This window comes from Legionella qingyii, assembly GCF_003990155.1.
Lineage (GTDB): Bacteria > Pseudomonadota > Gammaproteobacteria > Legionellales > Legionellaceae > Legionella > Legionella qingyii.
In genome coordinates, this window is the sequence record NZ_RZGX01000018.1 from 26,789 (window position 1) to 41,479 (window position 14,691).

Sequence of the window (14,691 nt, forward strand, 5' to 3'; positions counted from 1 at the left end):
GGAGATCGCTATGTTGATAAAAAAACTATATCCATGCACGCTTGCGATAGTATACGCGTTTACTCTTATGTTACCTCTTACAGGCTTTGCAGATGATGAGGCTAACACAGATACGTCTACAACCTCAAGCTCTACGACTAAAGCGGTTCCTTTAGAAGATGTTCAACGCTTTTCCAATGCTATAGGTGAAATTAAAAAATACTATGTCAAACCTGTTGATGATAAAGAACTCTTTGATAATGCCATTCGTGGTATGCTCACGGGACTTGATCCGCACTCAAGTTACCTGGATGAAGAAGAGTTTAAAGATCTACAAACATCAACTAGTGGTGAATTTGGCGGTTTAGGGCTCGAAGTAACCATGGAGGATGGAGTGGTTAAAGTAGTTACTCCTCTCGTTGATACACCAGCCTTCAAAGCAGGCATCAAATCTGGAGACTACATTATTAAATTGGGAAAAGAATCCGTTCAGGGTCTTTCACTTAAGGATGCTGTCAATTTGATGCGTGGTAAAGCTGGAAGCACAATTCAGTTGACTATATTACGTAAAGGGGTTAATAAAGCGCTAACTTTTGATTTAATTCGAGAAATTATCCAAATTAAAAGTGTACAAAGTAAAATAATCGCCCCCGGCTATGGTTATATTCGTTTAACACAATTCCAAGCATTAACTGGAAAAGACATGTTACAAGCCATTGATAGGCTAAAACAACAATCTGGTGGAAATTTAAAAGGCCTAATCCTGGATTTACGCAACAACCCAGGAGGACTACTTGATTCAGCAATACAAGTTTCTGATGCCTTCCTCGGTAAAGATAAATCAGGCAAACCAGAAACAATCGTTTCAACCAAAGGACGTTTGCCTGGCTCAGATTTTACCGCCTTGGCCAAAGGAGTAGATGTCTTACATAACGCCCCAATGGTTGTATTAATCAATAACGGTTCTGCATCTGCAGCTGAAATTGTAGCTGGCGCACTAAAAGATAACAAACGAGCTGTTATCCTCGGTACAACAAGCTTTGGTAAAGGCTCAGTTCAAACTGTATTACCGCTGGATGAAAAAACTGGAATTAAGTTAACTACCGCGCTGTATTACACTCCATCAGGAACTTCAATTCAAGCTCAAGGAATTGTCCCTGATATCGTAGTGAATGAGGTAGAAATTCCTAAAACTGCTGCGAAACCTGCTGATCCTACTGGATATAGTGAAGCAAATCTCAGTGGACACTTAATTAATAAAAATAACAAGGAAATTACTAAAGCTAAAAACTTCAAAGCTCAAATGGATGAGTTAATGCATAATGACTATCAACTCTATGCAGCTTTAACGGTTTTGGAAGGCATGGCTTTAGCTAATAGATAATTAGTAACTCGTAAAAAAGAGGAGTCAATGGGTTGGATTCGACCCACTTAGGCTCCTCTTCTTTTTATAACAGGGTAGAACAGAGTACCCCTGTCTCTCCGTCACAAGTTGAAAACCTAGGGGAAAGGTCAGATGTGCACAAGACTAAGGTAAAACCCGCGGCAATCCTTCGGATTTACCTCCAGGTCATTTTAGAAACAGTTACTCAGTAGCCATTCAATTAAAGTTAGGCAGTAAGCGTCTGCTTCTTATATGAAACACCATTTTTACCTATATTAAATGCACCCATGACTCCCATTCCAGGCTCAATAGCCAACAGATGAGTTGCGATTGCTTGGCTGGAAAAATCAGAATGGGTTTGCATCGCAAGCAAAGCACTATTATGGATTAGATGGAATACATCAAAAGCATACCCTGCTTCACTGATAGGATGACTAAGGTATTCTTGTTTAAATTGCGCGATAAATTCTGGCTTCGTTGATTTAGTCAATGCAGCAGATTGTTTGTGATTAGGGCTTTGTGCCTGAAAATTATTTTTTCCATCGGCAATTATTGAGTCATCAGTGAGACAAAAATGAATGAGTTTATTTTTTTTCGCCAAAGGTGCAACTAAAGCACCACTCTCGGTTCCTTCAGTCATAATTACATTAATGTGATGTGCATCAATAAATTTTTGCAAGGTTTCTGCTGCATTAGCATTATTTGGCATTTTATCCAGCGTATAAAACTCATAATTAATTTCTGTGGACTTTAATTGATCTCGTGCAATTTCCATTGCCCCTAACATATTTCTACCAATAAAAGCAGATTTTTCAGAAAATGGAGCATAAATACCAACATTGATTGTCATTTTGGCTTTATTTGTAGAATCACCCAACTCAGATGCAGCGTTACAAAAACTTGCTGTTATTAGCGACAGAAAAAAAGTACCTAATACAGTATAAAACTTTGATAAAAAATATTTCATATTCATCATCCTAATTGATTCGACTTAATATTGATATTTACATTCAAATGATTGTTGAACCCTTTTCCTGCATGCCCCTATTCTCAATTTATCGCTCCCTAGATCGGCGTAATACAATTACGGCGAGAACTGATGCGACAGCGCCTAAGAACAGTAAAATCATTTTGCTATGAATAGAATGTAAATACAATGGTTGGGATTTAATAATAATTGTGCGATAATTCCACAAATTTGACATATTTTCGAATACAATGAACTATATTAAATCAATATCACTCCTTGCTGGTCTATTCTTTTCCTCTTTTGTTCAAGCTAATGTTCAATCTTATTTTGATCAAATAAAAAATGACCCTCACACCTTATATGCATTTTTTAAGAGCATGCCTAAAGGTGGTGAATTACATTATCACTTAGCCGGAGGTGCTTACCCTGAAGTTATGCTGGAATTGGCATCTAAAGATAACTATTGCTTGAATACAGTCAATTGGACAGTGAGCAAAAACACCTCTGACTGTAATGGAATCGATACAAAGGATCTGCTTAATCACCCTGGACTTTATGCAAATACTGTGAGAAGTTGGTCGATGAAAGATTTCGTACCAGGAAAAGAATCAGGACATGATCATTTTTTCAGCTCATTCTACAAGTTCAATGCCATAGTTGCAGATCATCAGCCTGAGCTAGTTGCCGCGGTGTTGCAAACTGCAGCACAACAAAATGAACACTATATGGAATTAATGATTTTACCTGATAACGCCCATTCAAGCAGTTTTGGCGATATGCTTAAAGATACTACTTCGTTTGACCAAAAAACAAAGCGTTTATTAGCCAATCAGGATTTTCAAAATAATATCAATTATACAGTGGTCGAATCAAATCGTATTTTGCAACAAGCACGTCAAGAGATAGGCTGCGAAACGAATCCGGAAAAAAAAGCCTGCCAAATAAAAGTTAAATTTTTATATTATTCACTTAGAGAGCAATCTTTTGATAATCTCTTTGCTCAAACACTTAATGCTTTTGAAGCCGTAGCTCAATCCATAAAAAGCAAAGGCACACTTGTCGGCGTTAATTTGGTCCAACCTGAGGACGGTATTATTTCTTTGCGTGACTTTCGCAAACAAATGCAAATGTATCAATACCTGCATAAGATATACCCCCAAGTCAATATCGCCTTGCATGCCGGCGAACTAAGCCAGGAGATAGTCACTCCGGAAGATTTGGATTATCACATTCATGATGCCCTTTTTACTGGTCAGGCGCAAAGAATTGGGCATGGGGTAGATATTGCTCATGAAAATAATGTGAAAAATACCTTAAATTTTATGGCGAAGAATCATAGGGCAGTAGAGATTAATCTCGTCAGCAATTTTAAAATATTAAAGATTTCTGGTCGCAATCATCCTTTGAATTTTTATCTTCAACATCATGTTCCAGTTGTATTATCTACTGATGATGAAGGTATATTACGTACCAATTTGAGCCAGCAATATGTTGAAGCTGTATTAAAACATGGTCTGGATTATCAAACTTTAAAACAAATTAATAGGAATGCTCTAACCTACGCATTCGTACCTGGAAAAAGCATATGGTCCGATGCTGATAAAGCGCTACTGACTCAAGATTGTCAAGATTTAGAAAGCGAACGCTGTCAACAGTTTATAAAAGGAAGTGAAAAAGCTCAATTACAGTGGGGATTGGAGCAAAAGCTACGCACCTTTGAGAATAAGTTTGCAGATATCTAAATTTTTATGTCTGAAATGGAGTTTTTTGACAGTTCATTCCTCCTTTTACGCACCGCGACTTGTTCCTGAGAGATGGTCACAAAAAGTGACCATCTCTCAGGAACAAGTCGCGGTATACGAGAAGTATAAGGGTTGTTAATACATCCTAAAAATCATTGTAGCCTGGAATTTTGTATAACCAGGAACAATTAAGCTCCAAACGGACCGCGTAAAATTATCGTCGAATCACGTTCTGGACCTGTTGATAATATATCAATGGGGACATTAAGCAGATTTTCTATGCGTTTCAAATAAGCCAGTGCATTCGCAGGCAAATCACTTATATTCGTTATATCAGCAGTAGACTCTTCCCAGCCTGGCATTTCTTCGTAAACTGGCTCTAATCCCTGAAAATCAGCCGCTGATTGAGGTGGACGAGAAATTAAATTACCCTTTTCGTCTTTATAAGCAACTGCGATGCGTAACACCTCTATTTTATCCAGAACATCCAGCTTAGTGATACATAATCCTGTAATACTATTCAACTCAATTGAGTGTTTTAACAAAACCGCATCAAACCAACCACAACGTCTAGGTCTTCCAGTAACGGCCCCAAATTCTTGACCGCGCTCAGCAATCTGCTTGCCTACATCATCAAAAAGCTCTGTCGGGAAAGGACCACCGCCAACACGCGTAGTATAAGCTTTGGTAATCCCTAAAACATAGTCAATATATCTCGGGCCAAATCCTGCACCATTAATTACCGATCCCACACAAGTGTTTGAAGAAGTAACAAAAGGATAAGTACCATGATCGATATCCAGATAGACCCCTTGGGCACCTTCAAATAAAATATTATCTCCTTCCTCTCTGTGTTCATGCAAACAAGCAGAGACATCACACACCATAGGGCGTAATTCTTCAGCCCACTGCAAAGCGGAGTCTAATATAGGTTGCATCGCTACAGCAGGCTGTTTGAAATATTCAGTCAAAATAAAATTGTAGTAATCTAAAAGGTCTGATAATTTTTTTTCAAACCGCTCAGGATGAAATAAATCACTAACCTTTAATGCGCGGCGAGCTACCTTGTCTTCATATGCAGGGCCTATACCACGTCCAGTAGTACCAATTGCTGCATTTCCCATATGGGCTTCGCGTGCTTTATCCATAGCGACATGACATGGGAGAATTAGAGGACATGCCATGCTAACGCGTAAGCGAGAACGAACATCAACCCCACTTTGTTCTAGTTCTTTAATTTCACTTAAAAGTGCATCAGGTGAAAGAACCACTCCGTTTGCAATGTAACAGATTACATTGGGTCGCAGCATACCTGATGGAATGAGACGTAAAACAGTTTTCACCCCATTAATTTTTAAGGTATGGCCTGCATTATGACCGCCCTGATAACGAACAACAACCTGCGCATCTTGAGTTAATAAATCGACAATTTTACCTTTGCCTTCATCGCCCCACTGCGTTCCTAAAACAACAACGTTTTTACCCATGATCTACTCTTAATTTGCAAAATGCTATTCGCCGCTCTAAATTGAGAACATTTGAACTCAATTTCAACAAAATTTGTAACTACTCCTCCCTGACCCGCTTCCTCATTAGAGACATCTTAAATAAGAAACATTCTGAAAAATACTCACAAAGTCATCGTACTCTTTCAGAATGTTTCTTATTCAACCTGCACTCAAATTCGGACGTTTTCCACAATTTTGCTATAGGATGAATAGTTATCAAAACTTAACATTATAGTTACTTTTTAGCAGGTACACCATCATTTTTTGGTGTAGCTTCCTTAAAATAATCAAAAAATGCACTACTTTGATCCAATACCAAAATATCTTTTTTACTTTTAAAACTCACTTCATATGCAAGCAAACTGCGATATAAAGCAAAGAAATCTTTATTCTTATTGTATGCATCTGCATAGATTGATGCCGCTTGTGCTTGTCCAATTGCTCTTATTTTCTGTGCATTACTGCGAGTTTTTGCCAATAAGACCATGACATTAGCATCGGCTTTAGCTTTTATTTCCTCAGCAGCCGCTTGACCATCAGCACGATGTCTATTCGCAATTTTTTGCATATCAGCACGCATACGTTGATAAATCGCATTGCTAGTATTGGCTGGTAACTCTATTCCTTTAATGCGCACATCAACCACAATCATACCTAATCCGCCTGCTTGCTTTTGAGCCGCTTTTCGCAACAACTCCATTAAATCGTCACGACCGCCCGATACAACTTCAGAGATGGTGCGTTTACCAAACTGAGCACGTAATAATGTATTTAATTGTTGTTCTAATAATGTTTCTGCTTTAAATTCACTACCACCAGTTGACCTAAAATACTGGGCTAAATCAGTAATCTTCCATTTAACATAATAATCAACCATTACATCCTTTTTTTCCTTGGTAACAATACGAGTCGATTTAATATCCATCGTTTGAATACGAGTATCAAAAATGCGTACATTCTCGATAAACGGTATTTTAAAATGCAAACCAGGGTTCAATACCTTAACTTTATTAGTTAATTTATCATCCACCAAACGCCCTAAACGCAGAAGAATACCTTGCTGCCCTTCCGTTACCGTAAATACACTGGTCAATAAAAATAAAAGTATTAAGAAGATCAGGATGCCAAGGGTTCTAGCAGTAGTTTTCATTGTTAATCTCTCCCTTGTCGATAAATAGGTCTAGTAAACTCACGATCATCGACTAAATTCTCTGTCTCACCACTCTCATCTCTCTCCGTTTTACCATTTTTGGCGGAGACAGTTGGAAAACCGGAGGGCTTTTCAAATAATTTATCGAGGGGTAGATACAACAAGTTACCAGATTTGCTATCAACAATGATCTTACTGGTCTTGCTTAGTACATTTTGCATCGTCTCCAAATACATGCGCTCCGCTGTAATATTGGGAGCTGCGACATATTGAGGCAGTAAGGCCAAGAACTCGGAAACCTCTCCTTGAGCATTCAATACAACCTGTTTGGAATAAGCTTCGGCCTCTTGCTTAATACGGCTTGCCTTCCCTTCGGCGATCGGCACTACTTTTGCTGCATAAGCATAGGCTTGTTCTTTAAACCGTTTTTCATCCTCTTGCGCCTTAATCGCATCATCAAATGCATCTTGTACACTCTCTGGTGCACGTGCTGGCTGAGGTGATACATTAACGATCGAAATACCCGTCTTATATAAATCCAATGTTTTTATCAAAGTATCTTGAACTTGATTGCCCCAAACTTCACGACCTTCAGTAATCATTTGATCTAAAGTAGTTGTTCCAACTACTTGCCTTAGAGCACTTGAGGTTGCCTGCTGCAAACTTTCTTCAGGATTGGCAACATTAAATAAGTAATCCTCCAGATCACCAATGCGATATTGCACGGCCAAAGACACTGAAACCAAATTTTCATCCCGAGTAAGCATTTGTCCGGAATAAGAATAATCCAACACTCTATCCACATTCATAATGATTTTGGAAGAGATAATTCTTGGTATCCAATGAGGTCCTGATCCCACAGTTTCTACATATTTGCCAAAACGAAGAATCACCGCTTGCTCAGCAGGATCAACGATAAAAATGCCAGAAAGCACCCAGAGAATAAAAGCACTCGAGACAACTATTAAAGTCACTAGACCGCTATTTGATTTTTTGGAAGGCTCATTACTCATTTTAGCAGCTCCTCCGAATAGAATCTTCTTCAATTTGTCATGAACACGTTTAAGAGCTTCATCTAAATCTGGAGGCTGATTTTTACCCTTCCAGGGATCTTTGCCTTTATCTGGCTCATTCCACCCCATGTACTACTCTCCTGGCAAATTCTAAGAAAACTAGAATTCTATGGGGTATATTAAGTTTAAGCAAGTTCTCCTGGCATAATTAACTCGATCTGGATTCTTAATTTTTGATAAAACATGCTTTTTCATACGGCTAATTCAGCAAGAAAATTTAATTAGATGGTTATATATTATTTTGGTTCTATTACAAAAATCTTTTGAGGCGTTTGCGGAGCTACTGACATTTCCCTCTGAGATCAATATCCCAAATATCTACTACAACATCATTTTCAGTAATAAAAAATTGATCAAACAGGTTAATTGTTGGATCGCAATGAGGCACAATCAGTTCTAAAACCTCACCATATGCCGGTAATTGAGCACCATTTACCGCAGTAACTTTACCATGCTCATCACCAAATCCCCCCCAATCATATTCCAAGCCCTGATGGTTAATAATTTGAGGTTTGCATTGCTCGATATAGATGGATTTTGTGCCAGCATCTACAGTAACATGCTCTGCTCTATTATTGCTGATGACTGTAGTTAAAAGGGTCATTGCCGGTTTGAATGTATTAAATTGCTCCCCATCACTTTGGGAACCAATAGAAGTATATTGAACATCCATAACCGTATAAGAGCCAGGTTGAATCTCAGTTACTTCTGTCGCCTCAACATCAATATCATAAGTTCCTGTTCCACTTCCTGTTAATATGGGGCAATTAAGACCGTGTTCTCTAAAGCGTTTTACAAGGTCACTTGCCATTTGCATCGTTTGCAATGATTTAATTTTACGTTCATTAAATGAAGATATATGTTGTAAGTTACCAGCGTAACATTGAATTCCCATCAAGTTTAACCAAGGAAATTGCTTCATTTCCAAAGCAAAATTTAAGGCATACTCTGGTTTAACCCCAGTACGACCTATCCCTGGATCCACATCCACCAGCACATGAATCATTTTCTTATGGCGTGCGCCAGCCTCATTTAAAGCGACTATATTTTCTTTATTATCTACAACTATTAAAGTAGAAGGCGCTTGCTCCAAACAGGAAATGAGCCTAGAAATCTTATTGTTCGTAACAATCGGCGAAGTAATCAGGACGTTAGGTATTCCATTCTGAATAAGAACTTCAGCTTCTGAAATTTTAGCAACACTAACACCTATTGCGCCGTATTCAATCTGTAACTGAGCTAGTTTAGAACACTTATGAGTTTTACAATGCGGCCGGACATTGACTTTTTTTTCAATAGAATGGTTCCTCATGGCTTCTAAATTGGATTGCAAAATATTTTTATCAATTAATAAGCACGGGGTATCCAATTCTGTTTTTTTTAAACCTAAGGCTTTTTTCAACATTCTATCTCTCATAAACTATTAATCCGCGCTCAACATCACGCGAATTCCTATATAAACCAATAAACCACCAAACAAACGACTCAAAACGGTTTGAAAATTAGCGAATATCATTCGCACTTTATTGGATTGCAGGAATAAAACCAATAAAGGCCAATACAAAGCGGACTCAGCAACAAATACTCCAGCAACTAAAGCCTTATCGCCTACTGATGCATTAATTGAGACAAACTGAGTAAACAAGCAGAGAAGAAAAACTGCCAGCTTTGGATTTAAAGCATTACACAAAACACCTTCGATATAAGCTTTTGAAGTTGTTATATTTTTCATGGAGGTTAGATCTTGATGTATTGTTGCTGATTGTTTAGATTTTAGACCTTTTATTCCAAGATAAATTAAATAACATGCGCCTGCATATTTTATAGTTGTATAAAGGACGATGCTTTGTGTGATAATGAATGCCAACCCCAAAATACAATAAGTAGCATGAAAAAGACATCCAGTGACAATACCAAAGGCCGTTGCTAAAGCCTCGCGTTTGGGGTAAAAAAGAGCGTTTTTTGTAACAAGTATAAAATCCGGTCCTGGACTAATCATACCAATAAAACAAATCATCATTAAAAGGAATAAACTAATATTCATAATGACTAAACCCCAAAAAATAAATTAAGACTATTATTAATAATTAATTTTAATGCAATGCATACATGACATCCATTTATTACTTTACTTAGAGATGGTTCCCTCTAAATTTCTTCTTGAGGCTTCCATCTCTAAGAAAAATGCTGCTGTTCATTAAAATTTGTTTATTATAACTTATTTTCACTAGGAATATGCTGTACCTCAACTTCTACAACCGAGCTTTCGATTTGTTCATGCATCTGCATTTTCGGTAAGGTCTTAAACATATCGTCATAGATAATCTGCGTCCTGGTTCCTTGATGGGTACTGGCATATTGTTTTACTGTCTCCCAATTACATTTTCCCCCAGCAATCATCCAACGCATAGTGCTCCAAGGATTGGTAATTTTTTGATTCTCGTACGCTTCGTTATAACGTCGTACAAATTCTGCATAGAGTTTAAATGGAGGTTCATCCCCATTTAATGGTACTGCAGCTACTGTTGGCAATATAGAAGATTTAGTATTCCCTTCCAGACGTCGGCTGTATTTGCGGGTGACTAACCTTTCTATCGCAAAAGCTGCATCGCTAGGCCTACCCAACAGCTGCCATAAGGTACTTCCCCACGAATGATCGATATAGATTATTTTATGTAATGCACTGTCAGTTAAATGACATCGGCTCACAAAAGGATCAACCAATTCGGGTCGAGTATCCATATAACGATCGATTTCTTTGAGCAAATCACTACGTTTATCTGCCAATAATTGACACAGTGCTTCACTTCGCGGAGGTTCAGCACCACGACAAAGCAACATGGCAACTCCCCGCAGCAAATCTTTATTGTTCCGATTAAGGTTCAACTGTTTGCAAAGGGCTTCAATTGCATTATCACCTTTTTTATTTCCGTCAGAAAATTTAATATTTTCCGCTTCAAGCTTCAGCTTTGCTGCCGGAGCCTCCTCTAATAAAGCTTCAAGTGCCTTAATCTTGCCTTTTCGGGCTGCCAATAGCACTGGGGTATCTTTCGCCGCCCCCACAGGATTTGTCACATCCGCGCCATTTCTTACCAAATTGACTACCCCTGAAGTAAAGTCCAGCATTATGGCTTGATGCAAGGGCTGGGAAGAAATGCGTGCTTCTGTAAGGTATGTTGTCGCATTAACATCAGGTTTAGAGGCTAAGATTTCTATCAATAATTGGCGGTTTTTAGAAGGCAAAGCCAAAGACAATAAGGTACGCCCCTCTTCATCTCGTTGATTAACATCAAAAACATTAGTCTTCAAAAGATGAAGAGCTAACTGTATCTTACCGGCAGCAATTGCTTGGTGCAAAGGCTGGCCAATATTTTTATTCTGAATCCTTCCTAGGACCACATCAATAAATTCTGTTAGATCAAAAGGCATCTTCTTATCAACAGAATCTTCTTTTTTTTTCTGATGTTGTTGAATTAAATAATTCAACACGGTTACTTGAGCACCTTTTTCCATCCAAAACGGATGCTCAAGATAATTGGGATCTATTTGCAGCTTTTGGTTAATGAATTTTTTAAATCCTTCTAATCCTGATTTTATAGCTGCATTTATTTCAGTGATAAATTCCATATTACGTCCTTTGTAATGTTCCATCCGGATTCATATTACACAGTGGACAATAGAAGATCAAAAGGATAGTTAAAATTTCTACAAAATCATCAGTTCTTCAAAAAATTATGGCTCCAAACAATCAAGAATTTTCATCCAGTTTAGGCTCTGTTGCCAATTGCTTCATAAGCATACGTTACGCGCTTTATGCGCGTAATCCAGTAAAAGCCACATTAAAAATAGGTACATTTTAGGGTGTCTCTGTGTAGAGACAGCGCATACAGCGCGGGGAAAGAGGCAGAATTAAATGAAATGTCAACAGACTCTAGTAAAAATTAAATCCCAAACCCCATGCCCTAAGCGCTCACCGCGTTGCTCAAATTTTGTAAGTGGTCGCGACAAGGGTCTAGGTGAGTATCCACCTTCTTTCTGGGTATTTTGCAAAGTAGGCTCTGCGGATAAAACATCTAACATGTGTTCTGCATAATTTTGCCAATCCGTTGCACAATGAATGAACCCTCCTGGTTTGATTTTTTTTGTCAATAATTGAATAAATTCTTTCTGAATTAAACGTCTTTTATGATGGCGCTTTTTATGCCAAGGATCTGGAAAAAAAATTTGTACGCCGGCAAGTGAATTGTCCATCAATTGAGTGCGGAATACTTCAACAGCATCATGAGCAACAATTCGTACATTAGATAATTGATATTCATGCAGGTCTGCAGCCAAGCTACCCACGCCAGCCTGATGCACCTCAATTCCTATATAATTAAGTTCTGGATTATTTTGAGCCATCGTCAGCAATGACGCCCCCATACCAAAACCTATTTCAACAACTGTATCTGCAATACGGTGAAACTCTTCTGCCAAGTTCCATGGATTTCCACCAACGGAAAGCTCATAATTTTTAAACCAAAGATCTAATCCTTGGCGCTGCCGATTGCTCACCCGGCCAGCCCTTAAGACATAACTTTTTATCTTACGTTGCATAAATTGCACTCATTATTTGTCAGAGCATGAATTATATGTTTTTACAAAAATCTTGCAACTAATGCATTTTTTTGATATAAAACCGCTCTTGTATTTCACATCCGGCTATTTGCCCAGAATTTTACAAAGACAAGCAAACTAAAACCTATTTTGGAGTAACACAATGTCTAGAGTATGTCAGGTAACTGGCAAGCGACCCATGACTGGTCATAAAGTGTCGCACGCTAACAACAAAACTAAAAGACGCTTTCTGCCGAATATTCAGAATCATAGTTTCTGGGTTGAAGAAGAAAAACGATTTGTCACATTAAAACTCAGCACCAAAGGTATGCGTATTGTAGACAAATTAGGTATTAAAGAAGTTCTGGATAGACTCAGAGCTGAAGGCGAAAAAGTATAACTAAGGGGATAAACCATGGCAGCCGTCACTATAAAAGTGAAAATGGAATCCACAGCAGGAACTGGATACTATAAAACTACAACTAAGAACCCAAGAAACCATCCTGAAAAGATGGAGCTTATGATGTACGATCCAAAAGTACGTAAGCATGTTCTTTTTAAAGAGAAAAAAGTTAAATAATGATTTAGGCCCCGTATTCTATGGGGCTTTTATTTATTTTTAACTCAACCAATTCTCCACGATCCTACAAAGTTTTAATTCAAGTAAGTTAGGTTCTAGCAAATCAATAAATTATGAACCAGGCTTTGTTCTATATTAGTTCCTAAATCCCCTATAAACCAGTTATTAAAATGCCATTTGTTCGTAGGTTATTTTCTAAATTAACGCAGTAGATACTGGATAATCCTTACGAATCGTTTAAACTGATAGTAAATAGCAATGAATACAAAGAGGATTTGCATGAAACCATCATTGCAACTTAGCATTGGACAGCATTTAACACTAACACCGCAATTACAACAAGCAATAAGACTGTTACAATTATCCACGTTCGATTTACAGCAAGAAATCCAACTCATCGTTGAATCAAATCCAATGCTTGAAGCAACGCCAAACGAAGATAAAGAAGGATTTGAATCTAATGAAGTAAAACAACAAGATAATGATGAGTCTTATGACTTTCAATGGTCTGAACTCTACCAAAGTCCAAGTAAACGCACTGCATTTGAAGATAATGATTATAATTTCGACAACTTACATTGCACAACGACCAACTTGCAGGATCATCTAAGATGGCAGCTGGAACTTTCTCCTATGAGTGATGTGGATCGGGCGATCGCAACAGCTATCATTGATGCGGTGAATAGCGATGGATTTCTAACTATGAGCCTTATGGAATTGCATGCAAGTCTTACCAGCGACGCGCATCCACTGGATTTGGATGAAATCGAAGCGGTACGTCATCGCTTGCAATTATTTGATCCCGTAGGCTGCGCCTCTATAAATCTGGCTGAAACGCTACTTGTCCAACTAGAACAACTTCCGTTGAATGTTGAATATTTAGCACTGGCTAAAAAGATTATTGCTAAAGACATCGAATTGCTGGCTCAACATAACTATAAACAATTAATGAAAAATCATCAGATTTCTGAAAAAACGGTTGATGAAATTTTGAAAACAATTCAAGGATTAAACCCGAAGCCTGGTAATTTAATTCATGAAGACATTACTGAATACATTATTCCAGATTTAACAGTTACAAAAGTTAATAATAAATGGAAAGTGCGACTCAATCAAAGTGTACTCCCGAATTTAAGTATTAATAACCAATACGCATCTTTAATTCAGCGAGCTGATAATAGTGCAGACAATCAGTTTTTGAAAAATAACCTGCAAGAAGCTCGTTGGTTTTTAAAAAGTATCCAAAGCCGTCAGGAAACTCTGCTTAAAGTAGCCATATGCATCATGGAGTACCAGCAAGGATTTCTCGAATATGGTGAAGAAGCAATGAAACCATTGATTCTCAATGACGTTGCTTCAGCTCTCGATATGCATGAATCAACAATTTCTCGTGTCACCACGCAAAAATTTATCCATACCCCTCGCGGAGTATTTGAACTTAAATACTTTTTCTCAAGCCATGTCAACACCAAAGCTGGAGATGAATGCTCTTCTACAGCGATACGGGCTGTGATAAAAAAATTAATTTCCGCAGAGAATAGAAAAAAACCATTAAGTGACAGTAAAATTACCCAATTATTGGAAGAACAGGGTATCAAAGTAGCAAGACGAACCGTAGCAAAATATCGTGAAGCAATGGGAATTGCTCCATCTAATGAACGAAAATATTTGTAATTAATTAAGGATCATGATTTCATCATGGTTCTATG

At 37.9% G+C, this 14,691-nt stretch carries 13 protein-coding genes; 5 read left to right on the forward strand and 8 right to left on the reverse strand.

What is annotated here, in order from left to right:
• Window positions 1-10: 10 nt before the first annotated feature.
• Window positions 11-1,363: a S41 family peptidase gene (locus ELY20_RS12935; RefSeq protein WP_110142947.1), complete on the forward strand. Its 1,353-nt coding sequence runs from the start codon at window positions 11-13 to the stop codon at window positions 1,361-1,363.
• 226 nt (window positions 1,364-1,589) lie between these two features.
• Here the strand turns inward: ELY20_RS12935 and ELY20_RS12940 are convergent, their stop codons facing one another.
• The gene (locus ELY20_RS12940) at window positions 1,590-2,330 is read right to left on the reverse strand and encodes a type 1 periplasmic-binding domain-containing protein (protein ID WP_110142946.1); all 741 of its coding nucleotides are present in this window, start codon (window positions 2,328-2,330) and stop codon (window positions 1,590-1,592) included.
• A gap of 251 nt (window positions 2,331-2,581) precedes the next feature.
• On the opposite strand from ELY20_RS12940, the gene ELY20_RS12945 reads away from it, so the two are divergent.
• Window positions 2,582-4,075, forward strand: a complete 1,494-nt coding sequence (locus ELY20_RS12945; protein WP_110142945.1) for an adenosine deaminase family protein — start codon at window positions 2,582-2,584, stop codon at window positions 4,073-4,075.
• 188 nt (window positions 4,076-4,263) lie between these two features.
• Here ELY20_RS12945 and ELY20_RS12950 read toward each other — a convergent pair whose 3' ends face one another.
• The 7 genes from ELY20_RS12950 to trmB all read right to left on the reverse strand — a co-directional run bounded on the left by ELY20_RS12950 (window position 4,264) and on the right by trmB (window position 12,402).
• Entirely contained in the window at window positions 4,264-5,562 is a 1,299-nt protein-coding gene (locus tag ELY20_RS12950; RefSeq protein ID WP_110142944.1) for an adenylosuccinate synthase, read from the reverse strand.
• A 256-nt stretch (window positions 5,563-5,818) separates the two neighbouring features.
• On the reverse strand, window positions 5,819-6,733 hold the full coding sequence (gene hflC, locus ELY20_RS12955) for a protease modulator HflC (RefSeq protein ID WP_110142943.1): 915 nt from the start codon (window positions 6,731-6,733) through the stop codon (window positions 5,819-5,821).
• Window positions 6,734-6,735: 2 nt separating this feature from the next.
• Window positions 6,736-7,875, reverse strand: a complete 1,140-nt coding sequence (gene hflK, locus ELY20_RS12960) for an FtsH protease activity modulator HflK (protein WP_110142942.1) — start codon at window positions 7,873-7,875, stop codon at window positions 6,736-6,738.
• A 211-nt stretch (window positions 7,876-8,086) separates the two neighbouring features.
• Entirely contained in the window at window positions 8,087-9,211 is a 1,125-nt protein-coding gene (locus ELY20_RS12965) for a DSD1 family PLP-dependent enzyme (RefSeq protein WP_110142941.1), read from the reverse strand.
• An 18-nt stretch (window positions 9,212-9,229) separates the two neighbouring features.
• Window positions 9,230-9,850, reverse strand: a complete 621-nt coding sequence (locus ELY20_RS12970; RefSeq protein WP_110142940.1) for a LysE family translocator — start codon at window positions 9,848-9,850, stop codon at window positions 9,230-9,232.
• 167 nt (window positions 9,851-10,017) lie between these two features.
• A complete protein-coding gene (gene ankC / locus ELY20_RS12975) occupies window positions 10,018-11,433 on the reverse strand; it encodes a Dot/Icm T4SS effector AnkC/LegA12 (protein ID WP_110142970.1) in 1,416 nt (471 codons plus the stop codon).
• A gap of 294 nt (window positions 11,434-11,727) precedes the next feature.
• Window positions 11,728-12,402 carry a tRNA (guanosine(46)-N7)-methyltransferase TrmB gene (gene trmB, locus ELY20_RS12980; protein WP_110142939.1) on the reverse strand — a complete coding sequence of 225 codons (675 nt, stop codon included), beginning with the start codon at window positions 12,400-12,402 and terminating at the stop codon, window positions 11,728-11,730.
• Between the two features lie 163 nt (window positions 12,403-12,565).
• Here trmB and rpmB point away from each other — a divergent pair, with 163 nt between their 5' ends.
• From rpmB to ELY20_RS12995, 3 genes are all read left to right on the forward strand, one after another.
• Window positions 12,566-12,802, forward strand: a complete 237-nt coding sequence (rpmB, locus tag ELY20_RS12985) for a 50S ribosomal protein L28 (protein WP_110142938.1) — start codon at window positions 12,566-12,568, stop codon at window positions 12,800-12,802.
• A gap of 15 nt (window positions 12,803-12,817) precedes the next feature.
• The gene (gene rpmG / locus ELY20_RS12990) at window positions 12,818-12,982 is read left to right on the forward strand and encodes a 50S ribosomal protein L33 (RefSeq protein ID WP_003635328.1); all 165 of its coding nucleotides are present in this window, start codon (window positions 12,818-12,820) and stop codon (window positions 12,980-12,982) included.
• A 279-nt stretch (window positions 12,983-13,261) separates the two neighbouring features.
• Window positions 13,262-14,656, forward strand: coding sequence for an RNA polymerase factor sigma-54 (locus tag ELY20_RS12995; protein ID WP_110142937.1), 1,395 nt, complete (start codon window positions 13,262-13,264; stop codon window positions 14,654-14,656).
• Window positions 14,657-14,691: the final 35 nt, after the last annotated feature.

Coding starts and splice junctions, on each gene's coding strand:
- ELY20_RS12935 (WP_110142947.1), top strand. CDS start 11: ATGTTGATAAAAAAACTATATCCATGCACGCTTGCGATAGTATACGCG.
- ELY20_RS12940 (WP_110142946.1), bottom strand. CDS start 2,330: ATGAAATATTTTTTATCAAAGTTTTATACTGTATTAGGTACTTTTTTT.
- ELY20_RS12945 (WP_110142945.1), top strand. CDS start 2,582: ATGAACTATATTAAATCAATATCACTCCTTGCTGGTCTATTCTTTTCC.
- ELY20_RS12950 (WP_110142944.1), bottom strand. CDS start 5,562: ATGGGTAAAAACGTTGTTGTTTTAGGAACGCAGTGGGGCGATGAAGGC.
- hflC (WP_110142943.1), bottom strand. CDS start 6,733: ATGAAAACTACTGCTAGAACCCTTGGCATCCTGATCTTCTTAATACTT.
- hflK (WP_110142942.1), bottom strand. CDS start 7,875: ATGGGGTGGAATGAGCCAGATAAAGGCAAAGATCCCTGGAAGGGTAAA.
- ELY20_RS12965 (WP_110142941.1), bottom strand. CDS start 9,211: ATGTTGAAAAAAGCCTTAGGTTTAAAAAAAACAGAATTGGATACCCCG.
- ELY20_RS12970 (WP_110142940.1), bottom strand. CDS start 9,850: ATGAATATTAGTTTATTCCTTTTAATGATGATTTGTTTTATTGGTATG.
- ankC (WP_110142970.1), bottom strand. CDS start 11,433: ATGGAATTTATCACTGAAATAAATGCAGCTATAAAATCAGGATTAGAA.
- trmB (WP_110142939.1), bottom strand. CDS start 12,402: ATGCAACGTAAGATAAAAAGTTATGTCTTAAGGGCTGGCCGGGTGAGC.
- rpmB (WP_110142938.1), top strand. CDS start 12,566: ATGTCTAGAGTATGTCAGGTAACTGGCAAGCGACCCATGACTGGTCAT.
- rpmG (WP_003635328.1), top strand. CDS start 12,818: ATGGCAGCCGTCACTATAAAAGTGAAAATGGAATCCACAGCAGGAACT.
- ELY20_RS12995 (WP_110142937.1), top strand. CDS start 13,262: ATGAAACCATCATTGCAACTTAGCATTGGACAGCATTTAACACTAACA.